The 26,664-nt window shown below is 71.9% G+C and carries 24 protein-coding genes and 1 riboswitch; of the genes, 9 read left to right on the forward strand and 15 right to left on the reverse strand.

Annotated features, from left to right (window positions below):
* Positions 1 to 16: 16 nt before the first annotated feature.
* The 6 genes from urtE to OG406_RS35555 all read right to left on the reverse strand — a co-directional run bounded on the left by urtE (position 17) and on the right by OG406_RS35555 (position 6,216).
* On the reverse strand, positions 17 to 709 hold the full coding sequence (gene urtE, locus OG406_RS35530) for an urea ABC transporter ATP-binding subunit UrtE (protein WP_081222759.1): 693 nt from the start codon (positions 707 to 709) through the stop codon (positions 17 to 19).
* A complete protein-coding gene (urtD, locus tag OG406_RS35535) occupies positions 709 to 1,530 on the reverse strand; it encodes an urea ABC transporter ATP-binding protein UrtD (protein ID WP_266853346.1) in 822 nt (273 codons plus the stop codon). Before urtD ends, urtE begins: the two co-directional genes overlap by 1 nt.
* Positions 1,527 to 2,642, reverse strand: coding sequence for an urea ABC transporter permease subunit UrtC (gene urtC, locus OG406_RS35540; RefSeq protein WP_267052495.1), 1,116 nt, complete (start codon positions 2,640 to 2,642; stop codon positions 1,527 to 1,529). The genes urtD and urtC overlap by 4 nt, the downstream gene beginning before the upstream one ends.
* On the reverse strand, positions 2,639 to 3,535 hold the full coding sequence (urtB, locus tag OG406_RS35545) for an urea ABC transporter permease subunit UrtB (RefSeq protein ID WP_081222756.1): 897 nt from the start codon (positions 3,533 to 3,535) through the stop codon (positions 2,639 to 2,641). The genes urtC and urtB overlap by 4 nt, the downstream gene beginning before the upstream one ends.
* Positions 3,536 to 3,598: 63 nt before the next feature.
* Positions 3,599 to 4,822: an urea ABC transporter substrate-binding protein gene (urtA, locus tag OG406_RS35550; RefSeq protein ID WP_267052496.1), complete on the reverse strand. Its 1,224-nt coding sequence runs from the start codon at positions 4,820 to 4,822 to the stop codon at positions 3,599 to 3,601.
* A gap of 281 nt (positions 4,823 to 5,103) precedes the next feature.
* Entirely contained in the window at positions 5,104 to 6,216 is a 1,113-nt protein-coding gene (locus OG406_RS35555; protein WP_329189798.1) for a substrate-binding domain-containing protein, read from the reverse strand.
* Positions 6,217 to 6,294: 78 nt separating this feature from the next.
* On the opposite strand from OG406_RS35555, the gene OG406_RS35560 reads away from it, so the two are divergent.
* The 4 genes from OG406_RS35560 to OG406_RS35575 all read left to right on the forward strand — a co-directional run bounded on the left by OG406_RS35560 (position 6,295) and on the right by OG406_RS35575 (position 11,419).
* On the forward strand, positions 6,295 to 6,741 hold the full coding sequence (locus tag OG406_RS35560) for a MarR family winged helix-turn-helix transcriptional regulator (RefSeq protein ID WP_267052498.1): 447 nt from the start codon (positions 6,295 to 6,297) through the stop codon (positions 6,739 to 6,741).
* 153 nt (positions 6,742 to 6,894) lie between these two features.
* Positions 6,895 to 8,217 carry an aldehyde dehydrogenase family protein gene (locus OG406_RS35565; protein WP_267052499.1) on the forward strand — a complete coding sequence of 441 codons (1,323 nt, stop codon included), beginning with the start codon at positions 6,895 to 6,897 and terminating at the stop codon, positions 8,215 to 8,217.
* Positions 8,218 to 8,348: 131 nt separating this feature from the next.
* Positions 8,349 to 9,020 (forward strand): hypothetical protein, encoded by a 672-nt coding sequence (locus OG406_RS35570; RefSeq protein ID WP_267052500.1) that lies wholly within the window; start codon positions 8,349 to 8,351, stop codon positions 9,018 to 9,020.
* A 14-nt stretch (positions 9,021 to 9,034) separates the two neighbouring features.
* Positions 9,035 to 11,419, forward strand: coding sequence for a phosphoketolase family protein (locus OG406_RS35575; protein ID WP_329189799.1), 2,385 nt, complete (start codon positions 9,035 to 9,037; stop codon positions 11,417 to 11,419).
* A 142-nt stretch (positions 11,420 to 11,561) separates the two neighbouring features.
* Here OG406_RS35575 and OG406_RS35580 read toward each other — a convergent pair whose 3' ends face one another.
* From OG406_RS35580 to OG406_RS35600, 5 genes are all read right to left on the reverse strand, one after another.
* Entirely contained in the window at positions 11,562 to 12,155 is a 594-nt protein-coding gene (locus OG406_RS35580; RefSeq protein ID WP_081222750.1) for an Rv1733c family protein, read from the reverse strand.
* Between the two features lie 125 nt (positions 12,156 to 12,280).
* A complete protein-coding gene (locus OG406_RS35585; RefSeq protein ID WP_329189802.1) occupies positions 12,281 to 13,108 on the reverse strand; it encodes a CPBP family intramembrane glutamic endopeptidase in 828 nt (275 codons plus the stop codon).
* Between the two features lie 298 nt (positions 13,109 to 13,406).
* Positions 13,407 to 14,849, reverse strand: a complete 1,443-nt coding sequence (gene gndA, locus OG406_RS35590) for an NADP-dependent phosphogluconate dehydrogenase (RefSeq protein ID WP_266610732.1) — start codon at positions 14,847 to 14,849, stop codon at positions 13,407 to 13,409.
* A gap of 369 nt (positions 14,850 to 15,218) precedes the next feature.
* A complete protein-coding gene (gene thiD, locus OG406_RS35595) occupies positions 15,219 to 16,016 on the reverse strand; it encodes a bifunctional hydroxymethylpyrimidine kinase/phosphomethylpyrimidine kinase (RefSeq protein ID WP_329189805.1) in 798 nt (265 codons plus the stop codon).
* An 84-nt stretch (positions 16,017 to 16,100) separates the two neighbouring features.
* Positions 16,101 to 17,501 carry a purine-cytosine permease family protein gene (locus tag OG406_RS35600; protein WP_164373656.1) on the reverse strand — a complete coding sequence of 467 codons (1,401 nt, stop codon included), beginning with the start codon at positions 17,499 to 17,501 and terminating at the stop codon, positions 16,101 to 16,103.
* A riboswitch (TPP riboswitch) is annotated at positions 17,493 to 17,587 on the reverse strand. (Overlaps the previous gene by 9 nt.)
* Before the next feature lie 329 nt (positions 17,588 to 17,916).
* Here OG406_RS35600 and OG406_RS35605 point away from each other — a divergent pair.
* Together OG406_RS35605 and OG406_RS35610 are read left to right on the forward strand one after the other, a co-directional pair.
* On the forward strand, positions 17,917 to 18,738 hold the full coding sequence (locus tag OG406_RS35605; RefSeq protein ID WP_266853326.1) for an alpha/beta fold hydrolase: 822 nt from the start codon (positions 17,917 to 17,919) through the stop codon (positions 18,736 to 18,738).
* A gap of 222 nt (positions 18,739 to 18,960) precedes the next feature.
* Complete coding sequence (locus tag OG406_RS35610; RefSeq protein WP_327410551.1) at positions 18,961 to 19,866, forward strand: aldo/keto reductase; 906 nt, start codon at positions 18,961 to 18,963, stop codon at positions 19,864 to 19,866.
* An 86-nt stretch (positions 19,867 to 19,952) separates the two neighbouring features.
* Here the strand turns inward: OG406_RS35610 and sph are convergent, their stop codons facing one another.
* The gene (gene sph / locus OG406_RS35615; protein WP_329189807.1) at positions 19,953 to 20,939 is read right to left on the reverse strand and encodes a sphingomyelin phosphodiesterase; all 987 of its coding nucleotides are present in this window, start codon (positions 20,937 to 20,939) and stop codon (positions 19,953 to 19,955) included.
* Positions 20,940 to 21,118: 179 nt separating this feature from the next.
* On the reverse strand, positions 21,119 to 21,826 hold the full coding sequence (locus tag OG406_RS35620) for a dienelactone hydrolase family protein (protein ID WP_329189810.1): 708 nt from the start codon (positions 21,824 to 21,826) through the stop codon (positions 21,119 to 21,121).
* 231 nt (positions 21,827 to 22,057) lie between these two features.
* Here OG406_RS35620 and OG406_RS35625 point away from each other — a divergent pair, with 231 nt between their 5' ends.
* On the forward strand, positions 22,058 to 22,450 hold the full coding sequence (locus OG406_RS35625) for a VOC family protein (RefSeq protein ID WP_326843902.1): 393 nt from the start codon (positions 22,058 to 22,060) through the stop codon (positions 22,448 to 22,450).
* A gap of 79 nt (positions 22,451 to 22,529) precedes the next feature.
* Positions 22,530 to 23,594 (forward strand): adenosine deaminase, encoded by a 1,065-nt coding sequence (locus tag OG406_RS35630; RefSeq protein WP_164373710.1) that lies wholly within the window; start codon positions 22,530 to 22,532, stop codon positions 23,592 to 23,594.
* Here OG406_RS35630 and OG406_RS35635 read toward each other — a convergent pair.
* The gene (locus tag OG406_RS35635; RefSeq protein ID WP_164373711.1) at positions 23,582 to 24,091 is read right to left on the reverse strand and encodes a mycothiol transferase; all 510 of its coding nucleotides are present in this window, start codon (positions 24,089 to 24,091) and stop codon (positions 23,582 to 23,584) included. The genes OG406_RS35630 and OG406_RS35635 overlap by 13 nt on opposite strands.
* A 487-nt stretch (positions 24,092 to 24,578) precedes the next feature.
* On the reverse strand, positions 24,579 to 25,472 hold the full coding sequence (locus tag OG406_RS35640) for a LysR family transcriptional regulator (protein WP_329189814.1): 894 nt from the start codon (positions 25,470 to 25,472) through the stop codon (positions 24,579 to 24,581).
* Positions 25,473 to 25,665: 193 nt separating this feature from the next.
* Between OG406_RS35640 and mgrA the strand changes: the two genes are divergently transcribed.
* Positions 25,666 to 26,658 (forward strand): L-glyceraldehyde 3-phosphate reductase, encoded by a 993-nt coding sequence (mgrA, locus tag OG406_RS35645; protein WP_323179436.1) that lies wholly within the window; start codon positions 25,666 to 25,668, stop codon positions 26,656 to 26,658.
* Positions 26,659 to 26,664 lie beyond the last annotated feature (6 nt).

Below are 26,664 nucleotides of genomic sequence, written 5' to 3' on the forward strand. Positions count from 1 at the left end.
CGGGCGGCCCCGACGCTCACACGCTGAGCGCCTCCCGCACCGACCGCTCCGCGTCCCGGCCGCCTTCTCCGGACGAGGTCACCCGGCCCGCCTCCAGGACGTAGTAGCGCTGCGCGGCCCGCATCGCGAAACCCACGTGCTGCTCGACCAGCAGCACCGACAGACCGCCCCGGGCCGCCAAGGAGAGGATCGTCTGCTCGATCTCGGTGACCACCGAGGGCTGGATGCCCTCGGTCGGCTCGTCGAGGAGCAGGACCCGAGGCTCCGTCACCAGGGCACGGGCGATGGCCAGTTGCTGTCGCTGGCCGCCGGACAGCAGCCCCGCGCGGCGGCCCGAGAGCGTGCGCAGCGCGGGGAACAGGTCCAGGGCCTCGGCGACGGCCTCCCTGCCGCGCCGCCGTCCGTCCGCGACGAGCTGGAGGTTCTCCGCGGTGGTGAGGTGCGGGAAGACCTGCTGGCCCTGGGGGACGTACGCCATCCCGCGCGCCACCCGCTCGTGCGGCGTACGGCGGGTGATGTCCTCGCCGTCGAGGCGGACCGTGCCGCTCTGCGGGCCCAGCAGTCCGACGGCGGCCCGCAGCAGCGTGCTCTTGCCGGCCCCGTTGTGGCCGAGCACGGCGGCCACCCCGTTGCGCGGCACCTCGACGGAGACGCCGTGCAGCACGAGACTGCGGTGGTATCCGACGTGGACGGTGTCGATCTCCAGCATCACGCCTCCTGTACGGCACTCGGTGCGGACACGGTCGCGGCGGGAGCCTCCGCCGCCGGGGCGGGTCCGGCGGCCGGGTGTCCGAGGTAGACCTCCTGCACCCTCGGGTCCGCCTGGACCTGGGCCACGGTTCCCTCGCTCAGCACCCGGCCCGCGTGCAGCACGCTGACGCTGCGCGCGAAGGAGCGCATGAAGTCCATGTCGTGCTCGATGACGACGACGGTGCGTTCCTCGCTGATGCGCCGCAACAGCTCGCCGGTGGCCTGCCGTTCGTCGTGGCTCATGCCCGCGACGGGTTCGTCCAGCAGCAACAGCCGGACGTCCTGCACCAGCAGCATGCCGATCTCCAGCCACTGCTTCTGACCGTGCGCGAGCGTCCCCGCCGTACTGTCGGCGAGACCGCTCAGGCCCACCGTCTCCAGCGCGCGGGCCACCGGCTCCGGCACCCCCCTGCGGCGACGCAGCATGGTCAGGGCGCCCCGGCCCGCGCCCGCCGCGATGTCCAGGTTCTGCAGCACGGTCAGTTCCTCGAACACGGTGGCCGTCTGGAAAGTGCGGCCGATGCCCGAGCGGGCGATCCGGTGCACGCTGCGCCCGAGGATGTCGGTGCCCCCGAAGCGCACCGAGCCCGAGGCGCGCACCAGTCCCGTGACCGCGTCGACCAGAGTCGTCTTGCCGGCGCCGTTCGGCCCGATCAGGAAGCGCAGATCGCCGGGCCGGACGTCCAGATCCACTCCGTCGACGGCGGTGAACCCGTCGAAGCTCACGCGCAGTTGCCGGATCTCCAGCCCCGCCGGCTCGTTGCCCCTGATGTCGGTCATGCCGTGTCTCCAGCGAGTCGTCGGCCCGCGCGGCCCCGCTTGACGACCGCGGCCAGCGAGGCGAGGCCGCCCGGCAGGAACGCCAGGGCGACGATGAACAGCAGTCCCTGGAAGTAGGTCCAGCCCGCGGGGAACTCCTCCGACAGGGCCGTCTTCGCCCAGGCGACACCGATCGCGCCGAGGACCGCGCCCGTGAGGCTGGCCCGCCCGCCGACCGCCGCGCCGATGACCAGCTCGATGGACGGCACGATGCCGACGAGGGCGGGGGAGATGATGCCGACGGCGGGTACGAACAGCGCGCCCGCGAGACCGGCCATGCCCGCGGCGACGACGTACGCCACGAGTTTGACGTTGGCCGGGTCGTAGCCGAGGAAGCGCACCCGCTCCTCCGAGTCCCGTACGGCGACCAGGAGTTCGCCGTAGCGGCTGTGCAACAGCTGGCGGGCCAGGGCGATCAGCAGGAGCAGCACGGCGGCGATGACGAAGTACACCATCCGCTGGTTGACCGGGTCGTCGAGGTCGTAGCCGAAGAAGCCCTGGATGTCGGTCAGTCCGTTGGTGCCTCCGGTCGTGGCCTGCTGGCCGACCAGCCAGATCGCGAACGCCGCGGCGAGCGCCTGGCTGAGGATCGCGAAGTAGGCCCCCTTGACGCGGCGCCGGAAGATGAACGAGCCGAGGATCGCCGCGACCGCCATGGGCAGCAGCACCGTCGCCGCGACGGCGAACACCGGGTTCGCGAACGGCCGCCACCACCAGGGGAGTTCGGTGGCGCTGCCGTACAGCTGCATGAAGTCGGGGAGGTTGCCGGGGCCGGCGTCCGCGATCTTCAGGTGCATGGCCATGGCGTAGCCGCCCAGCCCGAAGAAGACCCCCTGGCCGAGCGTCAGCAGACCGCCGCGCCCCCAGGCCAGACAGATGCCGACCGCGACCATCGCGGTGCACAGGTACTTGGCGAGCAGCCCGAGCCGGAAGTCGGACAGCGCGAGCGGGGCGCCGGCGAAGAGCACCAGGGCCGCCACGGCGAACCCCGCCGCCGGACGGGCGGCGGCGAAACGGCGCCGGACGGCCGGCGGTCGTTCCGTCTTCGGGGGGAGGGGAGTGGTGGTGGTCATACGAGACTCCTCGTGCGCAGCGTGTACAGGCCCTGCGGCCGCCACTGGAGGAACGCGACGATGGCCACGAGGACCAGCACCTTCGCGACGCTCACGGTCGTCGAGTACTCCAGGACCGACTGCAGCGCGCCCAGTACGAAGGCGACGATCACGCTGCCCCGCAGCTGCCCGATGCCGCCGACCACGATCACCAGGAAGGCGTCGATGATGACGTTGGTGCCCATCGTCGGCCCAATCGGACCGACCAGGGTCAGCGCGACCCCGGCGACCCCCGCGAGGCCCGAGCCGATGAAGAAGGCGGTGCGGTCCACCCGCGCCGTGGAGATGCCGGACACCTCCGCCAGGTCCCGGTTCTGCACCACCGCGCGGATCCGCCGCCCGAGCGGGGTCAGCCGCAGGGTCAGGGACAGCGCCACGACGGCCGCCACCGCCAGCGCGAGGATGAACAGCCGGCTGTTGGCGAAGGTGAGCGGGTCGTCGCCGCCGACGACCGTGATGTTCCCGGTGAGCACGTCGGGCGCCCGGGTCTGCACATTGGGCGCCCCGAAAATGTCACGGGCGAGTTGCTGGAGCATCAGGGAGACACCCCAGGTGACGAGAAGCGTGTCGAGGGGGCGCAGATAGAGGCGGCGGATCAGTAGCCATTCCAGCAGCGCCCCGAGTGCGCCCGACACGACAAAGGCGACGGGCAGCGCGACGAGGAGCGACATTCCCGCGCTCGAAATGGACTTCTGCAGGACATACGTGGTGTAGGCGCCGGCCATGATGAACTCGCCGTGGGCCATGTTGATGACATTCATCTGGCCGAAGGTGAGTGAGAGGCCGAGCGCGATGAGGAGCAGGACGGCACCGATGCTGACGCCGGTGAACAACTGCCCGAGGATCACGGTCATACGGCGGCTCCGGGGAGTCGGGACGCGGGGGCCTCGGCGCCGAGGCCCCCGCGCGACGGGTGGTCAGGAGAGGCCGGAGGCCCAGTCGTACCCCTTCAGGTAGGGGTCCGGCTTGATCGGCTTGCCGGAGTCCCAGACCTGCTCGATCAGCCCGTCGGAGCCGATCCTGCCGATGCGGGCCGTCTTGTAGATGTGCTGGGTGGCGCCGTCGACGGTGACCTTGCCCTCGGGCGCGTCGAAGGTGATGCCGTCGGAGGCGGCCTTCACCTTCTCGGGGTCGAAGGACTGCGCCTTCTCGACCATCGCCTTCCACAGGTAGACCGAGGTGTAGGCGGCCTCCATCGGGTCGCTGGTCGGCTTGTCCTTGCCGTACCTGGCCTTGTACGCCTTGACGAACTTGGTGTTCGCCGCCCCCGCGGTCGTCTGGTAGTAGTTCCAGGCCGTCAGCTGGCCCGCCAGATACTGCGCGCCGATCGACTTGACCTCCTCCTCGGCGATCGACACCGAGACGACCGGCATGCCCTTGGCCGTCAGACCGGCGGACTTGTACTCCTTGAAGAAGGCCACGTTCGAGTCGCCGTTCAGGGTGTTGAAGACCGCGTCCGCCTTCGACGCCTTCACCTTGTTGGCGATCGTGCTGAACTCGGTGGAGCCGAGCGGCGCGTAGTCCTCACCGAGCACCGTCATGCCGTTGGCCTTCGCGTACGCCTTGATCTCCTTGTTGGCGGTACGCGGGAAGACGTAGTCGCTGCCCACCAGGTAGATCCGCTTCTTGCCCTGGGACTTGAGGTAGTCGAGGGCCGGCACGATCTGCTGGTTGGTGGTCGCGCCCGTGTAGAAGATGTACGGCGACTGTTCGAGCCCCTCGTACTGCACGGGGTAGAAGAGCAGCGACTTGTTCTTCTCGAAGACCGGCTTGACCGCCTTGCGGCTCGCGGAGGTCCAGCAGCCGAAGGTGGCCGCGACCCGGTCCTCCCTGATCAGCTTGCTGGCCTTCTCGGCGAAGGTCGGCCAGTCCGAGGCGCCGTCCTCGCTGATCGGCCTGATCTTCTTGCCGAGCACCCCGCCCGAGGCGTTGATCTCGTCGATGGCCAGCTTCAGCGAGTCGCGGACGGTCACCTCACTGATCGCCATCGTGCCCGACAGCGAGTTGAGCAGGCCCACCTTGACGGTGTCGCCCCCGACGTCCGCCTGCGCGGCCTTGTCGGACGTGCCGCCCGCGTCGGTCTTGGCGCCGCAGGCGGAGAGCGCGACGACGGCCGCGAGTGCGGCGGCGCCGGCTGCCATCCGACGTCGCAGAATACGGGTACCGCTGGACAATAGAACCCCCTCGGGCTGTGGAGGAGACAACCTCCTGAAGTGCGGTCCACAGCCTCAAGTCACCCTGTTTCCAAGGTGTTTCACCGTACTTTCCCGGCCGTATCTTCCCGCTCTCAGACAGGGTTCGGCGAGGAACGCCCGGGACAACAGAAAATGCCCCGGGCGGAATTCGGCAGCCGAATTCATGATGTGCCCAAGGCATTCTGATTAGTTCCTGCGGGAAGTATCTTGGCGGAGGTGACGGGCTGTCAAGAGCGGGGCCCGTGGACGTCGAGCTCGGCGACCACGTCGAAGTCCAGCCCCTCCGCCCGCGCCAGATAGATCCGTTGGCGTACGTGACCGTCCCTCAGATGCAGCAGTCCGCGCGGTCCCTCGTACGACACGTTCTCGGCCGCGGCGCCGATCGCGGACACGTCGAGGGAGCGCGCCCGGCCGATCAGCGCGGCCAGCAACAGCACGCCCTCGTAACAGGATTCGCCGAGACTGCCGAGGGCCGGCGCCTCGCTCCCGAACCGGTCGGCGTACTGCCCGTGGAAGTCGAGGGTGTCCCGGTTGGCCAGCGAGGCGAAGAACCCGGCCGTGCTGTAGAGGTCGGAGGTCGCCGAAGGTCCGCTGGCCATCAGCATGTTCTCGTCCATCAGTGTGCTCAGCCTGACGCAGCGCGCGTCGAGTCCCGCGGCGGCGAACGCCCGGTTGAAGCGCACCGCGTCACTCCCGACCAGCAGCACGACGACACCGTCCGCCTCCGTGTGCTCGATGCGGCGCAGGACCGCCCCGAAGTCGTGCGTGCCCAGCGGCAGATACACCTCGCCTCGCACGCTGCCCCCGGACTCGCGGGCGTACCCGTGGGCGGCCCGGGCCGTACGGCGCGGCCACACATAGTCGTTGCCCACCACGAACCAGCGGCGCAGTCCCCGTTCGCGTGCCAGCAGGCGCATGGCCGGGCGGAGTTGGTCGCGCGGTGTCTCACTGGTGAGGAAGACGCCGGCCGTCCGCTCGCCGCCCTCGTACAGCGCGGTGTACACGTAGGGGACGCGGTGCGCGATCCTGGGCGCGAGCGCCTGGCGCACCGACGAGATGTGCCAGCCGGTCACGCCCTGGACCGCTCCCACGTCCACCAACGCCTCGACGTGGTCGGCGACTTCACGCGGGGGGCCGCCGCCGTCCACCGGCAGCAGGCGCAGCTCCCTGCCGAGCACCCCGCCCGCCCTGTTGACCTCCTCCGCCGCCAGTTGCGCGCACGACTCGCAGGTGGGCCCGAACATGCCCGCGGGTCCATGCAACGGGAGGACGAGTGCCACCCCGAACACGGAGTCGTCTGCCGTGAACCACTCGGGCACGGGTGAGGTGGGCCGGAACATGGCGTCATGATTCCGGCTCCTCGCGGTGAACTCCAATCCGTCTCGTAGCATGTACACCCCACGGGAGCGAGGAGCAGGATGCCGACCCCATCGCCGCGTCAGCCCCAGGACCTGATGCACCTGCTGACGCGCGCCGAGCGCCTCGCCGCGCGGCGCCTGCGGTCCGTCCTGGACGAGGACGGCTGCTCCCTCGACGCCTGGCGGGTGCTCGTCCTGCTCTCCGACGGCGCGGGCCACCCCATGACCGCCGTCGCCGAGGCCGTCTTCCTGCCCCCGGCCACCCTCACCAAGCTGATCGACCATCTCGTCGACCAGAACCTCGTCTACCGGCGGATCGATCCGCACGACCGCCGCCGCGTGCTCGCCCACCTCACCCCGCGAGGCGTGACGTACTGGCGGCGCGTCGACCGCGAGGTCCGGGCGCGATGGCCGGTGCTGGACGACGGGGACGACGCGCTGCTGCGCTCCCTGCTGGAGCGGCTGGCGCGGACGCTCGACGCGACGGGCGCCCGCAGCACGCTCTGAAGCGGATCGTCGCGGAAAGTAGTGGTGGGAGCCCGGAATGCGCACGCTCCGTGAAAGGTTGGCATATACATCCAGCTGTGGTCGGTGTTCCCCGCCGGCTGCGGAGCACCGGCGCGTCCGGCCCCCGGGCCGCGCCCCGACCAGCGAGGCACCGTGAACCACTCGACCACCGAAGAGCCCGCCGCCACCGTCGCCCGGCTGCGCGCCACCTTCCGCTCCGGCCGCACCCAGCCGATCGCCTGGCGCACGGAGCAGCTGGGCCGGCTGCGCGAGCTGCTCACCGCGCACGGCGAGGAGCTGGCCGCCGCGCTCCACGAGGACCTCGGCAAGAGCTCCGCGGAGGCCTTCCGTACCGAGATCGACTTCACCGTCCGCGAGATCGACCACACCCTGGAGCACCTCGACGGCTGGCTGCTGCCCGAACCGGCGCCCGTCCCCGCGCACCTCGGCGCGGACGCCACGGCCTGGACGCGGTACGACCCGCTGGGAGTCGTCCTCGTGATCGCCCCCTGGAACTATCCGGTCCAGCTCCTGCTCACCCCGGTGCTCGGAGCGCTGGCCGCGGGCAACGCGGTGGTCGCCAAGCCCAGCGAACTCGCGCCGGCCACCTCCACGGCCCTCGCCCGGCTCCTCCCGCAGTACCTCGACACCGACGCGGTGGCCGTCGTCGAGGGCGGCGTCCCCGAGACGACGGCCCTGCTGGCCGAGCGTTTCGACCAGATCTTCTACACCGGCAACGGCACGGTCGGACGCATCGTCATGCGTGCCGCCGCCGAGCACCTCACCCCGGTCGCCCTCGAACTCGGCGGCAAGTCACCGGCGTTCGTCGACCGCGACACCGACCTGGCCGTCGTCGCCGACCGGCTCGTGCGCGGCAAGTTCCTCAACGCCGGGCAGACCTGCGTGGCGCCCGACTACGTCCTCACCGACCCGGAGACCGCCCGCGCGCTGGAGCCGAGGCTCGCCGAGGCCGTGACGACGCTCTTCGGCCCGGAGCCGAAGGAGTCCGCCGCGTTCGGGCGGATCGTCAACGAGCGGCACTTCGACCGGCTCACCGGACTGCTCGGCTCCGGCCGCACCGTCACCGGCGGCGCCAGCGACCGCGCCGCGAAGTACATCGCGCCGACCGTCCTCGCCGACGTCGACCCGAAGTCCCCCGTCATGGGGGAGGAGATCTTCGGCCCCATCCTGCCCGTCGTGACCGTGGCGGACCTCGACGAGGCCATCGGCTTCATCAACGACCGCGACAAGCCGCTCGCCCTGTACGTGTTCACCGAGTCGGACACCACACGGGAGCGGATCGCCGCCGAGACCTCCTCCGGCGGCCTCGGCTTCGGACTGCCGCTCGCCCACCTGACCGTCTCCGACCTCCCGTTCGGGGGCGTCGGCGAGAGCGGCATGGGCAGCTACCACGGCCGGTACTCGATCGACACGTTCAGCCACCGCAAGGCCGTACTGGAGAAGCCGCTGGTCTGAGCGGCCACCGCTCCCTCCACCGCAGGGCCCGCCCGGGATCGGGCGGGCCCTGTTCGGCGGTATCGCGCTGCGGATCGCCGCCGTTGCGGGCACCGTGTTGAGGGGACCGGCGCGCGCGAGGAGAGGCTTCGATGAAGGCAGCAGTCGTCCGGGCGTCCGGTGAACCGCCGGTCATCGTGGACCGCCTCACCATCGACCCCGACTCCCACCCTGACCCCGATATCGGCGCCGTCGCCTTCGCCGAGCCGGGTCCGCGTCAGGTCCGCGTCCGGGTGGACGCCTTCCAACCGTGCCCCACCGACCTGCCCGCCACGCGCCGCGACCGGCCGGTCGGGCCGAGTCCGGCGTTCGTGCCGCACGAGGACCGTGTCCCCGGCCGGGCGCTCCGACGCGATGGCGCGGCACTCGCCGGGCCGTCGCTCACGGTGAACGGGGCGGCCCCTTCGGCGGTCTGCCCCGGGTCGCGGCAGGGCGGTAGGGTCGAGTTCGTCGCCGTGGCGGCGCACGGCACGATCCCGGCCCCGATCGTCGACGCCGTCCCGAACCGCACCCGTGTGACCGGTTCCTCCGTGGGAACCCGGCAGGACCTGGCCGAGGTGGTCACCGTGCGCACCGCCGACGGGCCGCACCCCGGGGTTCCCCACGTCCCGTGCCCCGACCGGGTCGGCGAGTCGACCGACGGCTTCCGCTCACCCGAACCGACCGGTGCCGGCACCGCCCGCTCCACCCGCCCGCGTACGCCCGTGCCGCCCCGCCCGCCGACGTGCACCCCCGATGACCTGCTCGCCGCCCCAGCCCGATGACGTACGGAGTCACGATGCCCGAGGCCGAACACCAGGACAGCACCGCACCGACCGACGACGAACTCCGCATCCTCGACGCCCACTGGCGGGCCGCCAACTACCTTGCCGTGGGCCAGATCTACCTGCTCGCGAACCCGCTCCTCACCGAGCCCCTCACCCCCGACCACATCAAGCCCCGCCTCCTCGGCCACTGGGGTACGTCCCCCGGCCTGAACCTGGTCCACACCCACCTCAACCGGGTGATCAAGGCACGGGGGATCGACGCGCTGTGCGTGTGGGGGCCGGGTCACGGGGGGCCGGCCGTGCTGGCGAACTCCTGGCTGGAAGGCACCTACAGCCAGACGTACCCCTCCGTGTCCCGCGACGCCGAGGGCATGGGGAAGCTCTTCCGGCAGTTCTCGTTCCCCGGCGGCGTGCCGAGCCATGTCGCGCCGGAGACACCGGGTTCGATCCACGAGGGCGGCGAGCTGGGCTACTCCTTGGCCCACGCCTACGGTGCCGCCTTCGACAACCCGGATCTGCTGGTCACCTGTGTCATCGGTGACGGTGAGGCGGAGACCGGGCCCTTGGCGGCGGCCTGGCACTCCAACAAGTTCCTCGACCCGGTCAACGACGGCGCGGTCCTGCCGGTCCTGCACCTCAACGGCTACAAGATCGCCAACCCGACCGTGCTCGCCCGGCTCCCCGAGGAGGAGCTCGACGAGCTGCTGCGCGGATACGGCCACGACCCGATCCACGTCACGGGCGACGACCCCGCCGAGGTGCACCGCGCCATGGCCGGGGCGTTCGACCGGGCCCTCGACCGGATCGCCGTCCTCCAGCGCACGGCCCGCGAGGAGGGCGTGACCGAGCGGGCCCGCTGGCCCATGATCGTGCTCCGCACCCCGAAGGGCTGGACCGGCCCCGCCGTGGTCGACGGCGAACCCGTCGAGGGCACCTGGCGCGCCCACCAGGTCCCCCTCTCCGCGGTGCGTGAGAACCCGGAACATCTGCGGCAGTTGGAGGAGTGGCTGCGTTCCTACCGGCCCGAGGAACTGTTCGATGACGAGGGGCGTCCGGTCGCCGACGTGCTGGCCTGCGTGCCCGAGGGCGACCGGCGGCTCGGCGCCACCCCGCACGCCAACGGCGGCCTCCTCGTCCGCGATCTGCCGCTGCCGCCCCTGGAGCGCTTCGCCGTTCCCGTCGACAAGCCGGGTGTCACGCTGCACGAGCCGACCCGGGTGCTCGGCGACCTCCTCGAACACGTCATGCGGGAGACCACGGACCGCCGCGACTTCCGCCTGGTGGGTCCCGACGAGACCGCCTCCAACCGCCTGGACGCCGTCTACGCGGCCAGCGGCAAGGCCTGGCAGGCCGAGACCCTCCCGGTGGACGAGCACCTCGACCGCCACGGCCGGGTCATGGAGATCCTCTCGGAGCACACCTGCCAGGGCTGGCTGGAGGGTTACCTCCTCACGGGCCGGCACGGGCTGTTCTCCTGCTACGAGGCGTTCGTGCACATCGTCGACTCGATGGTCAACCAGCACATCAAGTGGCTGAAGACATCGCGTGAGTTGGCCTGGCGCCGTCCCATCGCCTCCCTCAACTACCTGCTGACGTCGCACGTCTGGCGCCAGGACCACAACGGCTTCTCGCACCAGGACCCCGGGTTCGTCGACCACGTCCTGAACAAGAGCCCGGAGGTCGTGCGCGTCTACCTGCCGCCGGACGCCAACACCCTGCTGTCCGTGGCGGACCATGTGCTGCGCAGCCGCGACTACGTGAACGTCGTCGTCGCGGGGAAGCAGCCCTGCTTCGACTGGCTGTCCATGGACCAGGCCCGCGACCACTGCGCGCGGGGCGCCGGTATCTGGGAGTGGGCGGGCTCACCCGGTGTCGAGCGCGAACCGGAGGTCGTCCTCGCCTGCGCGGGAGACGTCCCCACCCAGGAGGTCCTGGCAGCCGCCGACCTGCTCCGGCGCCATCTGCCCGAGGTCTCCTTCCGGGTCGTCAACGTCGTGGACATGACCCGGTTGCTGCCGCGTGAGGAACACCCGCACGGCATGAGCGACTTCGAGTACGACGGGCTGTTCACCGCGGACAAGCCGGTGATCTTCGCGTACCACGGCTATCCCTGGCTCATCCACCGTCTCGCCTACCGGCGCAGCGGCCACGCGAACCTTCATGTGCGCGGCTACAAGGAGATGGGCACCACGACGACGCCGTTCGACATGGTCGTGCGCAACGACCTGGACCGCTACCGGCTCGTCATGGACGTCATCGACCGTGTGCCCGGTCTCGGGGTCCGCGCCGCCACCGTGCGCCAGCGGATGGAGGACGCCCGCTCCCGCCACCACGTCTGGATCCGTGAGCACGGCACCGACCTGCCCGAGGTCGCGGACTGGACCTGGAGCGGCTGAGCGGAAGCAGCGGAACGAGCGGAACCTCGGAACGCGGCCAGGGGGCCGGCCGGAGCGGAGAGGCGGCAGGCGCGCGCAGCTCAGGAGATGCAGGAGGTGGGGGAGGGGAGAGGGTCGGCGGTGGGGTGCGGCCGGACATCCGTCACGGTGTCTTGTGTCCCCACTGCGGCCCGAGCCGCTCCCACTCGCGTGCCCACCGGTCGTAGCGCCGCTGGTCGAGCCGCCAGCGGGCGAATCCGCCGGCGGCGAGCGCCACGCCGCCGAGCGCCACCGCCGCGCCCGCGCCCAGCAGGCCCGCCTCGGTGGCCGCGGCGCTGGTGGTGGGCGGGGCACCGGTGAGCTGTCCCTTGCCGTTCATCCAGATCACGACGTTCGAGCCGGCTTTGTGCCCGGCGTCCACCAGGGCACGGCCGGTCCGGGGCGTGCCGTCGGGAGCGGTCCACCGGACCCCGGCCCGGACCTGTTCGTAGCCCGAGCCCTCACCGGACGCCACGTTCGAGCCGGTGCTGTCCACCAGCACGGCCGGGACGGGATGCCGGTCGTTGCGCAGGCGGTCGAAGGACTCGCCGGCGGCGCGGGCCGTCATCAGGCCGGCCAGCGCGCCACCCAGCACGATCACCGTCCAGACGATCAGCACGATCCACGCCTCGACGAGGTCGTCCCGGCGCCGCAACGGATTCCTCCGCCAGCGCCAGCACCACTGCCTTGCACCCTGTGCTCCCTGTGCTCCGCGCATGGCACCGCACCTCCTAGCTACACCCCCAACAGTGCAAGCGGATCGGTGCGGGCGCGAGCGGGGACGGGGGACGCCCGGCCCGCGAAGGCGGACCGGGCGGCCGGGCGCGGCGGCATCGGGCCCGGTCAGGCCCCGGTTGCGGGCGTCTCGGCGGGCGGCACGGGGTTCCCGGACGCGGGCTCGACGCTCCGGCGCCTGACGGCCAGGACGACGATCAGGACGACCTGGAGGACGATGACGAGGACCATGCCCAGGGACGCCTGAGGGCTGTCGCCCACCAGGTTCGAGATCAGGCTGGTGTCCCACAGGCCGTGCACGAGCATGGGCAGCAGCAGGGTGCCGCGGACGCGCAGGCACAGGTAGAAGAAGTAGCCCGACGTGGAGACGACGAGAGCCTGCACGAGGGCCTGTGCTCCTTCGCCGAAGGCGTTGCTGATGTGCACCAGGCCGAAGACGACCGACGAGTAGAGGGCGATCTTGCCCTCGGAGAATCCGGCGCGGCTGAAGACGTGGACGCCGATGCCACGGAACATGAGCTCCTCGCCGACGCCGACGAACACGCCGAGCACCAGCAGGCAGACCACGAGGGAGGCGCTCTGGTCGGCGAGGTGCGCGTAGTTCACACCGATCAGCGCGACGGCGATCATGGAGATCGGCACCCAGCGCACCCAGCGCCGCACCGGCACACGGTAGTGGAGGACCTCGCGCCACCAGCCCAGCCAGGTGACGACGCCGGCGGCGAAGACGATCGACGCCCCGATGGGGATCAGCGCGTTGCGGACGATGGACTCGGCGGTGGGGAACTGGCTGTCGGAGCCGCTGGTGTCCACGCCGACGAGCTGCCCCAGGCCTTGGATGACGCCCGCGTAGACGATCACCACGACCAGGAACCACGGCCAGGACAGATCCCGGCCGGGGTGGTCCCGCGGTGTCGTCTCGACCTTGTCGCTCACGATGTCGCCCTCTCGCCCGGAGACGGTGATCCTCGTCCCGCCGGACACGGTGCGGGGTCGCCGTCTTCACCGGTCACGTTCTCACGGGGCCGCCGCTCCGTCCTCGCGGACCGCCCGCGGCCGAGGGCCCGGGGCACCGTACGAGTGCCTCGCCGCCCGAGTCCGAGTCCGCCGCCCGAGCCCGTGGTCGCGGGAGGGGCGGCGCGCGAACTGGCGCCGGGACGCGCACGGCGCAGCCGGCCGGACGCCCCGGTGAAGGGGTCCGGCCGACTGCGTACCGGCACGTCGGCGGCCGGGTTCAGAGCACCTCGGTCTCTCCCCGCGAGCTCTCCCCCCACAGTGTGTGGAAGCTGCCCTCGCGGTCGGTGCGCCGGTAGGTGTGGGCGCCGAAGAAGTCGCGCTGGCCCTGGGTGAGCGCGGCGGGCAGCCGGTCGGCGCGCAGGGTGTCGTAGTACGACAGGGCGGCGGAGAAGGCGGGCACCGGGACGCCCCTGCGGGTGGCCGTGGCGACGACCTCGCGCCACGGCACCTGCGCGTCCTTGATCTCGGTGGCGAAACCCGCGTCCGAGAGCAGGCTGACCAGGCCCGGATCGACGGCGTAGGCGGCCCGGATCCGGTCGAGGAACGCGGCCCGGACGATGCATCCGCCGCGCCAGATCTTCGCCACCTCACCGAGGTCGATGTCCCAGCCGTACTCCGCGGCGGCGTCCAGGATCATCTTCCAGCCCTGGTCGTAGGCGATCAACTTCGAGGCGTACAGGGCGTGTTCGACCTGGCTGGTGAACCGCTCCGCCTCCGTCGCCGACAGGTCCCAGTGGGTGCCGCCGGGCAGGTCGCGGTAGGCGGCGCGCAGCCCGGCCTGGCTGGAGGCGGCCCGCGCGAAGGTCGCCTGGGCGATGGCGGTGACCGGCGAGCCGAGGTCCAGGGCGGTCTGCACCGTCCAGCGGCCGGTGCCCTTCTGCCCCGCGGCGTCGACCACGACGTCCACGAACGGCTCCCCGGTGGCGGCGTCCTTGTGCGCGAGGACCTCGGCGGTGATCTCGATCAGGTACGAGTCGAGGCGGCCCCTGTTCCAGCGCCGGAAGATCTCCGCGATCTGCGCCGGCGTGTAACCGCCCACCCGGCGGAGCAGGTCGTAGGCCTCGCCGATCAGCTGCATGTCGGCGTACTCGATACCGTTGTGGACCATCTTCACGAAGTGGCCGGCACCGTCCGTGCCGATGTGGGTGGCACAGGGTTCACCGTCCACCTTGGCGCTGATCGTCTCGAACATCGGGCCGAGCGAGGCGTACGACTCCGGTGAACCGCCGGGCATGATGCTCGGCCCGTGCAGGGCACCCTCCTCGCCGCCGGACACCCCGGCGCCGACGAAGTGGATGCCGCGCTCGCGCAGCGACTGCTCACGGCGACGGGTGTCGGTGAAGTGCGCGTTGCCGCCGTCGATGATCATGTCGCCGTCCTCGAGGAGCGGCGCGAACTCGTCGATGACGGCGTCGGTGGCCGCACCCGCCTGCACCATGATCATCAGGCGGCGGGGGCGTTCCAGCGCCGCGACGAACTCCTCGGCCGACTCGGCGGGCACGAAGGCCCCCTCGTGCCCGAACTCCTCGATCAACGCCTTGGTCCGGGCGGGCGTGCGGTTGTGGACGGCGACGGTGTAGCCGTTCCGGGCGAAGTTGCGGGCCAGGTTGCGGCCCATCACGGCGAGCCCTGTGACGCCGATCTGCGCGGTCGCCTTCATGGTGTGCTCCTTGGATCCGGATCTGCGTCCCCGCGTACCTGACGGGCGAGCAGACGACTGTCGCTGTGCCGATCAGTACGCACGGCGGGGGCCGTGATGTTCACCGCGGGGCCCGGCCGGTACAGGACGCCGAGAGTCCGGTACGGGGGTGCGGCCCGACGACCCGTCGCGCGCGGGGGAGCCCGGCTCACTCCCTGCGCGGGGAAGAGACCGGGTTCGAGCGCCCCCGACGGGCGCCCAACACGCGCCAGGCACGCGGGTGTTCACCGTCGGCCCGGGGCGCACGTCACGTCGGAGCCGCTGCCGTCCGGCCGGGTCAGGACCGGTACCGGCGGCCGGTCGGCGAGCCTCACGCGCGGAGGACGCCCGTCACGCGTCCCCGCGCAGCGCCCATCCGTGGTCCACCGGTCCGATGCCCGACCCGAGCGGGAATCCCGCCTCGATCGCCGCGGTCACGTAGTCCTTGGCCCGCCGCACGGCGTCCGGAACCGCCAGACCCTCGGCCAGGCCGACCGCGACGGCCGACGCGAGGGTGCAACCGGTGCCGTGCGTATGCCGGTTGTCGTGGCGGGGCGCGTGCAGCCAGTGCTCCGCCGTCCCGTCGGTGAGCAGGTCGACGGCCTCCCCCGGCAGATGACCGCCCTTCACCAGCACCCAGCGCGGGCCGTACGCGAGGAGGCGGTCGGCGGCCCGCCGCATACCCTCCTCGTCCGTCACCTTCAGACCGGTGAGCTGGGCCACCTCGTCGAGGTTCGGGGTGGCCACCGTCGCGCGCGGCAACAGCCGGTTCCGTACGGCGTCGAGCGCGTCGTCGGCCAGCAGCCGGTGCCCGTGCTTGGAGACACTCACCGGGTCGACGACGACCGGCACTCCCACGTCCGCCAGGAGTTCGGCCACCGTCGTGACGAGGCCGGGCGACGACAGCATGCCCGTCTTGACGGCCTGCACGCCGATGTCGTCGACGACGCTGCGGTACTGGGCGCGCACCGCGTCCTCGGACAACTCCCAAGCCCCCTGCACACCGACGGAGTTCTGCGCGGTCACCGCCGTGAGCACACTCATCCCGTGGGCGCCGAGCGCCAGCATCGTCTTCAGGTCGGCCTGGATTCCGGCGCCTCCACCGGAGTCGGATCCGGCGATCGTCAGAACGCGGGGCGGCGTGGTCATACGAGGTTCCTCTCGGGGTACGGCAAGGAGCGCTACGACCTGCGGGACACCCGGTTCGACGGCCCGAGGTCCTCTGGACACGCCCTAGGCGCGGCGGCGCAGTCGCAGGGGTGTGTAGAGGGCGAGGGCGACGAGGAAGGCCACGTAGTAGGAGAGGTCGGCGCCGTGCAGCGCGTCGGCCACCGGACCCACGTACAGGCCGGTGTCCATGAACGGAACGGCCGCGCCGAACGCGGCGACGAAGGCCAGCAGGGACGGCCACGCGGGGAACCGGCGGGCGGTCTCGACGGCGAGGTCGACGGGGGCACCGGCACGCTCGCGTGCCCGGGCGATCCAGTCGACGACGACGATCGCGACGAACCCGGGGATCCAGTAGCCCACGAACAGCAGGACGTTCTGGAAGCGGGCGGTGGTGTCCGCCGCGTGCATCCACAGCACGAGCGGGAACCCGAGCGCCGCTGCCAGCGCGGCCGCCACCGGCCGCGGGATCCGTACCCCCAGGGTCTGCAGGGCGAGTGAACCGCTGTAGTCGTTCATCGCGTTGCTGCACACCGCCGCCAGCGCGACGGCGAGCAGCCCGAACGCGCCCGCCACCCCGCCGCCCAGCAACTCCTCGACACCCGCGGCCGTCTGGTCGGTCAGCACGGACGCGCCCCACAGACCGAGGGCCTGCACGGCGACGAAGGACACGACGAGTCCGAGCAGAGTGCACCAGAACATCCGCGGCCGGGAGGTGGTGCGCGGCAGATAACGGCTGAAGTCACTGGCGTACGGGGCCCAGGACAGCGACAGGCTGAGCGCGATGGTGCTGGTGAGCACGAACGCCCCCATGTGGTCCGCGCCGGTCGCGGAGCCGGTCGCGGCGGGATGGACCCCGTCCAGCATCCGCCACGCGATCACGGCGAACGCGACCGCGAGGACGAACGTCATGACGATCTGCAGGCGGTGGATGGCCTCGTAGCCGAGGACACCGAGAGCCCCCTGCGCCGCCATCATCACGAGCACGCCGACCCAGAACGGCCAGCCGCACAACCGTGCCAGCGCGTCCCCGCCGAACAGCCCGATCAGCGCGTCCCAGGCCACCGAGGACAGCCACTGGAGCAGCCCGGGGAGCACCACCGCCCGGCCGAACGCGAGCCGTGCGAGCGGGAGTTGACCGGTTCCGGTGAGACCGCCCCAGGTGCTCAGGTAGGCGGTGGGCAGCGCCCCGACCACGGTCCCGAGGACGACGGCCGCGAGGGCGGTGCGGAAGTCCAGACCGAGCGCGATGCCGATGGTGCCGGTGAACACGCCCGTCATCGTCAGGTTGGGGGCGAACCACACGGTGAACAGGCGCCAGGGCCCGCCGTACCGGTTGCTCTCGGGGACCGGCTCGATGCCGTGTCCCTCCACCCGCAGGTCGCCGGGGGCCGCGGGCATCGACCCGTCGAAGACGGCCGGCCGGCTGTCGGCGGGCAGCCCGCCGGAAACATGCGCCAATGGCATGAAAGACATCCCTCCGCCAGTACGAACTGGTTCAGGTTCGACGGGTGTGATCTCAGCCCTCGGACGGGGCACCCCGTGTCCGGTACGACGGACACACTAACCCCATCCCCGCGCTCCTGTGTATGGCGGACCTGCGCTCCTTCCCCCGGCGCCGTTCCCGACAGCTCCGACAACCCCGACAGCCCGGACAGCGCGGACAGCACCGGGCGACCGGCCGACGGATGCCCCGCTCGCGCGCGACGGCCGGGCGGCGCGGGAACCGCCCGTGCCCGCGCCCGCCGCTCCTCCGGCCCCCGGTCGGGCCACCCGCAGCGCGCCGGGCGCCTCCCGTCGGTACTGTCGGAGGTGATCGCCGCCCGCTCTCCGTTCCCGGGTTCCCGGACCCGGGTGGCCGGGCGGAAGGAGGCAGCGCGCCGTGACCGTGATCTCCCTGAAGTCCGCGCAGGTGAACGAGGGACTGACCCTTCCGTACGCCGAAGCCGGGTACCCCAGCGGTACGCCCGTCGTCTTCGTGCACGGTCTCGGCGACTCCTGGTGGTCCTTCGAGCCCCTCCTGCGGCGGCTGCCGCCGTCCTTGCACGGGTACGCGCCCACGCAGCGGGGCCACGGCGACGCCGGCCGCCCGGCCGACGGCTACACTCCCGACGACTTCGCGGCCGACCTGGTGGCCTTCCTCGACGCCGCCGACATCCCGCGCGCCGTACTCGTGGCGGCGTCCACCGGCGGCATACCCGCGCGGATCGTCGCCGGCAGCCATCCCGACCGTATCGCCGGACTCGTCCTGCTCGGTGTCCCCGGGACCCTCGCGGACCACCCCGCGGCCGACGCGTGGCGCAAGAGTCTGGACGGGCTCGCGGACCCCGTGCCCCGCGCGTTCGTCGAGGAGTTCGTCACCGGCGCGACCGCGGCACCGCTCGCCCGCGGATTCGTCGAGACGATGATCGAGGAGGGCCTCAAGCTCCCGGCCCACGTCTGGCAGGAGACCGGGCGCGGTCTCCTCGACGCCGATCTCGGCGCGACCCTCGCGGGCATCCTGGTGCCCACCCTCGTCATCTGGGGCGAACAGGACCGCTTCCTGACCCGCGACGACCAGCGGATCATCCTGGACGCCGTCCACGGAGCCGAGTTCCTCCCGTACGAGAACACGGGCCACGCCGTCCACTGGGAACAGCCGGAACGCGTGGTCGCCGACATCGCGGGCTTCGCCGCACGAATCACCCGCCCCGGTACCACCTGAGGCCCGGTACCATCTGAACCCGGGTCACCCGGGTCACCCGAACTCGCGCCCACCGGAGGCCACTTCGGGGGCGTCGCTGTCCCGGGCGTGCGTGCGGGTACGGGCGCCGGCGGGCACCGCCCGAGTCGGCCGGAGCCGCACCGGCCCGCCCCCGCCGTGTGTGCCCTGAGCAGTGAACCCTTCCCGAACGGGCCCCTCCAGGGCGTGTGCGAGACTGCCGCGATGACCGCAGAAACGATCACCGCGTCCGCCGCGGGCACCTGGACACTGGGCGACCTCACCGTCCACCGCATCGGCTTCGGCGCGATGCGACTGACGGGCAGCGCGGCCTTCCACCACGGGACGCCGAGCGACCGCGACCGCTCGATCGCCGTGCTGCGGCAGGCGGTCGACATGGGCGTGAACCACATCGACACCGCCGCCTTCTACTTCTCCTCGCTGCGCTCCGCGAACGAGCTGATCAACAGCGCGCTGTCGCCGTACGCCGACGACCTGGTCGTCGCCACCAAGGTCGGGCCCTTCCGGGACTACGCGGGGGAGTGGGGCACCTCGGCCCGCCCCGACCAACTCCGCGCCCACGTCGAGGAGAACCTGCGGCAGCTCGGCCGCGACCACCTGGACCTGGTGTACCTCCGCCGCATGCGACAGGACTCCATCGCCGAGCACTTCGGGGCGCTCGCCGAACTGCGCGACGCCGGGATGATCCGACACCTCGGCATCTCCGACGTCGGCGTCGCCCACCTCGACGAGGCCCGCGCCATCGCCCCCGTGGTGTCCGTGCAGAACCGGTACGGACTCGGCGGCACCTCGCCGGAGAACGACGCCCTCCTGCGGGCCTGCGGCGAACTCGGCATCGCCTTCGTCCCGTTCTACGCCATCGCGGGCAAGGGCGGCGAGCTGGGCCGGAAGGCCGACGCGACGGACGCCGAGGTGCGCGCCGTCGCCGCGGCGCACGACGCAACCCCCGCACAGATCCGCATCGCCTGGACCCTCCGGCAGGGACCGAACGTGCTCGCCATCCCCGGCACGGGCAATCCGGACCACCTGGCCGAGAACATCGCGGCGGGCGCGCTGCGCCTGACGGACGCGGAACTCGCCCGTCTCGACGCGTCGCAGGCCGAGGCCTGAGGCCGGGCTCCTGTCCCCGCCCCCGCACACGGACGCGGGGACGAGGACGCTGGGGCGGCGCCCGAAGGCTCGCGGAGTCGGTCGACTCAGCCGGCGGAGGCCCTCAGGGGATTGTGGTCCGAGAGGTTCGTGTACGTGGAGTCGGTGCCCCAACTGGACACCGTCCAGGGCGCGCACTGCTCCTTGACGACCTCGTTCGCCCATCCGGCGGGGCGTGCGTGCCCCGTGCGGTGGAGGACGTAGTCCAGGTCCTCGCGGGGGTCGTCCGGGTACCGGTCGAGGGCGATCGAGTTCTGCAGGGTGTCGAAGGAGTACGGGTGGCCGGTCCGCGCGTCCGCGCCCACCAGGTCCGCGTCCGCGAGCATCGAGGCGTACTCGGGACTCCGTGAGTCGACGTTCATGTCGCCCGCCACCAGCACCTGTTCGTCCGCCGGAATGTTCTTGGCGTCCAGGAAGGCGTCGATCGCCTTGAACTGGCGGCTGCGCATCGACGCCGCCTCCCCCGCGGCGCATCCGGAGTCCGTCGACTGCGCGTGCGTGCCGATCACGTGCACCTTGGTCCCGTTCACGTTCAACACCACATAGGCGAAGCCCTTGTTGGACCACCAGTCGGAGCCGCACGCGTCCTTGTAGACGTACTGCTCCTTGCGCAGCACCGGCCACTTGCTCAGCACGGTGACCCCGCCGTCCTCGGGCGTCGTGGCGGAGTACGCCCCGCCGGTCGCGTCCCAGCCGCTCCTGCTCCGGCCCACCACGGGGGTCTGGTACGGGTACTCGGCAGCCGCCGCGCTCTTCAGCGCGTCCGACGCCGAGTTGTCGAAGGCCTCCTCCAGCACCACGACGTCGTTCCCGCGGAAGAACGAGGTCTTCGGGATCTCGGCGGCCCGGTGGTCCTGGCCCCAGTTGGGGTAGAGGTTCTTGCTCATGAGGAAGACGTTGTACGTGAGCACCTTCATCGAGGGCGTCGGGGCCCCGGCCGCCGACGCGGGCGAGGCCCCGGCGAGGCCCGCGGCGGTCAGCGACAGAACGAGGGTGGCTGCGCACTGCGCACGGCGCAGTGAGAAGTGCGGCACTGGGTCTCCCTGAGGGTGAGGGGGGCTTGAGTGGCGCCGCACATCAAATCATCGGCGATTACTGTCAGGTAACTCCCGTGCACGGAAAGGATGTCGCCGAGAAGTACGTCCGGAGCCCGCACCCGCGCGGGGGCCTTCGCGCGGGGCCCGGCTCGGGGTGCGGGGCGCCGTCCCGGCTGTTAGCCCAGCCGCTCGTGCAGGAAGGCCAGCGTGCTCGTCCACGCCTGCTCCGCCGACTTCGCGTCGTGGCTCGGCCGGCGGTCGTTGAAGAAGGCGTGCCCGGCCGGGTAGACGCGCAGGTCGGGGACGATGCCCGACTGGGCCTCGATCGCCTCGCGGAGCCGGTCCAGGTTCTCCAGGGGGATGGAGTTGTCCTCTTCGCCGTAGTGGCCGAGGATCCGCGCCGTGAGGCCTGAGAAGTCGGGCAACTCGCCCTGGATCACGCCGTAGAACGGCACGGCCGCGCTCACCCGGGGGTCCGCCGCCGCCTGTTGCAGGACGAAGCCGCCGCCCATGCAGAAGCCCACCGAGGCCACGGTGTCCGAGGTGACCTCGGGCAGTCCCAGCAGATGGTCGACCGCCCCGGAGAGCAGCTCCACACCGCGTGCGACGGGCAGCTCCTGCATCATCCGGAACGCCTCCTCGCTGTCGTGCGCGACGTTGCCGCCGTACAGGTCCGGGGCGAGCGCCACGAAGCCCTCGGCCGCCAGCCGGTCGGTCACGTCGGCGATGTGGTCGGTCAGACCCCACCACTCCTGGATCACGATCACGCCCGGGCCGCTCCCCGACGGGGGCAGCGCCAGGTAACCGTGCGCGGTGCCTCCCGCGCTGGGGAACGTCACGTTCTGGTGGGCCGGGGATCCGGTCGGCTGCGGCAGCTCGGACATGTCACTCAACTCCCGTGGGGGGACGGCGTCGGGCGGGGCACGGCGGACCGGCCCCGAGTCGATCACCACCCTGCCATGCGCGTCCACGCCACCCGCCCCCGCCCCGCACGGGAGGGCCGGCGCGGGGCGGCGCGCCGCGTCCCGGAGAAGGGTGGTCCGCAGCAACCGGGCTCCGGTGTGCTTGACGGGATGCCGTACGCTACGTGTTACGTATAACCCTGGAGAGGTCCCATGCGACGCATCGCCCTGGTCACCCTCGTCGTCGACGACTACGACGAGGCGATCCGCCACTACACCGAAGCCCTCGGTTTCCGCCTGGCCGAGGACAGCCCGCGGCCGGACGGATCCCGCTGGGTCGTCGTCGAACCCGGGACCGACGCCGGAGGCACCGGGCTGCTGCTGGCCCGCGCCAAGAACGAGGCGCAGCGCGGCCGGGTTGGCGACCAGACGGGCGGCCGCGTCGGCTTCTTCCTGCACACCGACGACTTCGCCCGGGACCACGCCCGGATGCTCGCCGCCGGGGTGACCTTCCTGGAGGAACCCCGCCACGAGCCGTACGGGTCGGTGGCCGTCTTCCAGGACCTGTACGGCAATCGCTGGGACCTGCTCCAGCCCGCCGGCTGACTCGCTTCCGGCGCGTCCCCGGCCCTCCCGTACCTCTCGCACCCTTCCGCTCCGAACGACCTTCCGAGGAACACCGCACATGACCGCGCCCCGCATCGACATCGACACCATCCGCAGGCTGCCCAAGGCGGTGCTGCACGACCACCTCGACGGCGGTCTGCGCCCGGCCACCCTGGTCGAGCTCGCGGAGACCGTCGGGCACACCCTGCCGACCACGGACCCGCAGGAACTGGCCGACTGGTACTACGAGGCCGCCAACTCCGGCGACCTGGTGCGCTACATAGCCACCTTCGAGCACACCCTCGCAGTGATGCAGTCCCGCGAGGGGCTGCTGCGCACGGCCGAGGAGTACGTCCTCGACCTCGCCGAGGACGGCGTCGTCTACGGAGAGGTGCGCTACGCGCCCGAGCTGATGGTGAACGGCGGGCTGACCCTGCCCGAGGTCGTCGAGACCGTGCAGGAGGGCCTCGCGGCCGGTATGGCCAAGGCCGCGGCGGCCGGCACCCCGGTCCGGGTCGGCACGCTGCTGTGCGGCATGCGGATGTTCGACCGCACGCGGGAGATCGCCGACCTCGCCGTGGCGTTCCGGGACGCCGGGGTCGTCGGCTTCGACATCGCGGGCGCCGAGGACGGCTTCCCGCCGGCCGACCACCTCGCCGCGTTCGAGCACCTGCGGGGCGAGAGCGTCCCGTTCACCATCCACGCCGGTGAGGCGCACGGCCTGCCGAGCATCCATCAGGCGCTCCAGGTGTGCGGCGCCCAGCGCATCGGCCACGGCGTGCGCATCACCGAGGACATCGTGGACGGCAAGCTCGGCCGGCTCGCCGGCTGGGTCCGCGACCGCCGTGTCGCCCTGGAGATGTGCCCCACCTCCAACCTCCAGACGGGCGCGGCCCGTTCCATCGCCGAGCACCCCATCACCGCGCTGCGCGACCTGGGCTTCCGGGTCACCCTCAACACCGACAACCGTCTGGTGTCGGGCACGACGATGACGCGCGAGATGGCGCTGCTCGTCGCGGAGGCGGGCTGGGGCATCGACGACCTGCGCACGGTCACGGTGAACGCGGTCAAGAGCGCCTTCATCCCGTACGACGAGCGCAGGGCGCTCATCGAGGACGTCGTGCTCCCGGGCTACGCCCGCTGAACCAGACCGCGGACGTAGGCGGCCTGTCCGACGTGCTGGAGATCGTCGGACAGGACGCTGACCAGGCGCACGCCCAGGGTGACCGCCGGGTCCCAGCGCTCGTCCACGACGCGCTCCAGGTCCTTGGCGGCCAGGCCGCCGATGAACTCCAGGGTCCGCTCGTGGACGGCGTCGTGGTAGCCGGTCAGCAGGTCGCCCGACTCCACCCGGACCCGGGCGACCTTCGCGGCGGTGTGACCGTATCCGGTGTCCCCGCGGGGCAGGTCGAGCCCGAACCGCTTCGACCAGTCCCCGGTCAGCCAGACCTGCTCGGTTCCGGCGGCGTCGGCGACATGGTCGTCCTGGACGCGGGTGAGATGCCAGACCAGCCAGGAGATCGAGTTGGCCGTCTCGCCGGGACGGGCGTTGAGGTCCTCCGGCTGGAGGCCCTCGACGGTGGCGTGGACTTCTTCCTGGATGCGGCCGAACGCGTCGATGAGGATGTCCTTTGCATGCATGGCTCCACCATCGCGCATCGGGCCCGCCTCTGCGCCCGGAAGAGCGGGAGCCGTGGATCCGTGGGGCGCCCGGCCCTCCCGCCGTTCACGCGTCCGGGATACGGCTCCCGTGGAAGCCCGGCTGCACACGGCTCCGCGCGTCATGCCGGCGGTCGCCGCGGTGCGGGCGTACCGGTGCCGCCGGGACGCCAATTCCGCGTGCGGGCAGGGGAATTCCCGAGGCCGGTCATCGAGGACACGGGTGCGGTCCCGGTCGTGGGCGGGGTCGGTCGTCCTCCGTTCGCCGACGTGGTGCCCGTGTCGTAGGGCCCGCCGGAGCCGCGGCCCGCGAGGAGGAGTGCCGGTCGTTCCCGACGTACCCGCACTCCTGTCAGGCAGTTCGTCGAGGTCGTCCACGGGACTGCTGCGGCGACAGCGGCGGCCGTCCACGGGACCGCTGCGGCGACAGCGGCGGGTCAGGAGTGCCGGGGCCCGGACCCGGGTGGGGTCAGGCCCCCTGCCCGGCGGTGTCGAGAAGTGCCATGAGGGCGCGGGCGGCGGGGCTGGTCGCCTCCGGCGGCGGCAGCATGGCGACCGTCTCGTACGACGTCTCCAAGGTGCCCTTGAACGGCAGGGCGGTGAGGCCCTCGGCCTCGCGCTTGAGGCCGAAGTGGCGTGGTACGACGGCGATGCCGAGGCCCTCGTGGACGAGCTCCAGGAGGCTGTGCACGTCGTTGACCTCCAGGGCCACCGTCCGCTGCACACCGGCCGCCGCGAACGCCGCGTCCGTGGTGCGCCGCGGACCCCAGTCGGGATGGAAGTCGACGAAGTCCTCCCCGCCCAGTTCCTCGGGCGTCACCACGGCGGCCGTCGCGAGGCCGTGCTCCGGGTGGCACAGCACGGTCATCGGCTCGCTCGTCAGCGGCACGGACCGCAACTGGTCGGAGTCGGCCCGGGTCCGCACCGCGAACGCCAGGTCGAGACGGCCCGCCGCGACCTCCTCGGCCAGCGCCTCGGAACCCGCCTGACGGAGCCGGATCTCGACGTCCGGGTGCCGCCGCCGGAAGGCGGCGAGCAGGGTGGCGCAGTGCACGCCCGCGATGCACTGCTCGGTACCCAGCGAGAGCGTGCCGCGCAGGACACCCTGTACGGCGGCCACCGCGTCGTGCGCCGAGCGGACCTGGGCGAGGATCCGCTCCGCCTCGACGAGCAGCGCACGCCCGGCCTCCGTGAGGGTGACCCGGCGGGTGGTGCGGACGAAGAGGGGTGCCTGGAGCTCGCGCTCCAGCGCGCGGATCGACGACGACAGACCCGACTGCGACACCATCAGCCGCTCGGCCGCCCGGGTGAAGTGCTGGTCCTCGGCGACGGCGACGAAGTGCTGTAGGTGACGCAGTTCCATGGGGCACAAGGGTAGACGGCCCGGAGGGTCGCTCCCGGACCGCTCCCGGACCGCTGCGGACCGACCCTCCGGGCCGCGGGCCGGCGCGATTGAGCGACCGGAGCGGTCAATCCCATCCGATCCTCCTGTTGGACCGATGCCCGGGGAGCGCGCGAGAGTGGAGGCCTGTTTCCCCGGCCCCCAGGAGTGCGCGTTGTACACCCCCGACCCCGACCGCTACGCGGACATGCCCTACCGGCGCACCGGACGCAGTGGTCTGAAGCTGCCCGCGCTGTCGCTCGGCCTGTGGCACAACTTCGGCCCGGACCGGCCGGCGGAGACCCAGCGCGCGATCCTGCGCCGGGCCTTCGACCTGGGCGTCACCCACTTCGACCTGGCCAACAACTACGGGCCGCCGCCCGGGGCCGCCGAGTCCGCCCTCGGTGACGCCCTCAAGGCCGACTTCACGCACCACCGCGACGAGCTGATCGTCTCCACGAAGGCCGGCTACCTGATGTGGCCGGGCCCGTACGGCGAATGGGGCTCCCGCAAGTACCTGCTGTCGTCCCTCGACCAGAGCCTCGGCCGCCTCGGCCTGGACTACGTCGACATCTTCTACTCGCACCGCCCCGACCCGGAGACTCCCCTGGAGGAGACGATGGGCGCGCTGCACTCGGCGGTCCAGCAGGGCAAGGCGCTGTACGTCGGGGTCTCCAACTACTCGGCCGAGCAGACCCGGGAGGCCGCCCGCATCCTGGCCGAGCTGGGCACCCCGCTGCTCATCCACCAGCCGCGCTACTCGATGCTCGACCGGCGTCCCGAGGACGAGGGCCTGCTCGACACCCTCGACGAGCTGCGGGTGGGTTCCATCGCCTACTCGCCGCTGGAGCAGGGGCTGCTCACCGGCCGCTACCTGGACGGCATCCCGGAGGACTCGCGGGCCGCGAGCGACAGCCCGTTCCTGAGCGCGGACACGGTCACCGAGGAGCTCGTGGGCCGGCTGCGCACCCTGAACGAGATCGCCGCCTCGCGCGGCCAGTCGCTGGCCCAGCTGGCCCTCGCCTGGGTGCTGCGCGGCGGCCGGGTGACCTCGGCCCTGATCGGCGCGAGCAGCCCGCGGCAGCTGGAGGACAGTGTCGCGGCCATCGGCAACCTGGAGTTCGGCGAGGACGAGCTGGCCCGGATCGACGAGGTGGTCAAGCAGTAGCACCCG

This window comes from Streptomyces sp. NBC_01428 (assembly GCF_036231965.1).
GTDB lineage: Bacteria > Actinomycetota > Actinomycetes > Streptomycetales > Streptomycetaceae > Streptomyces.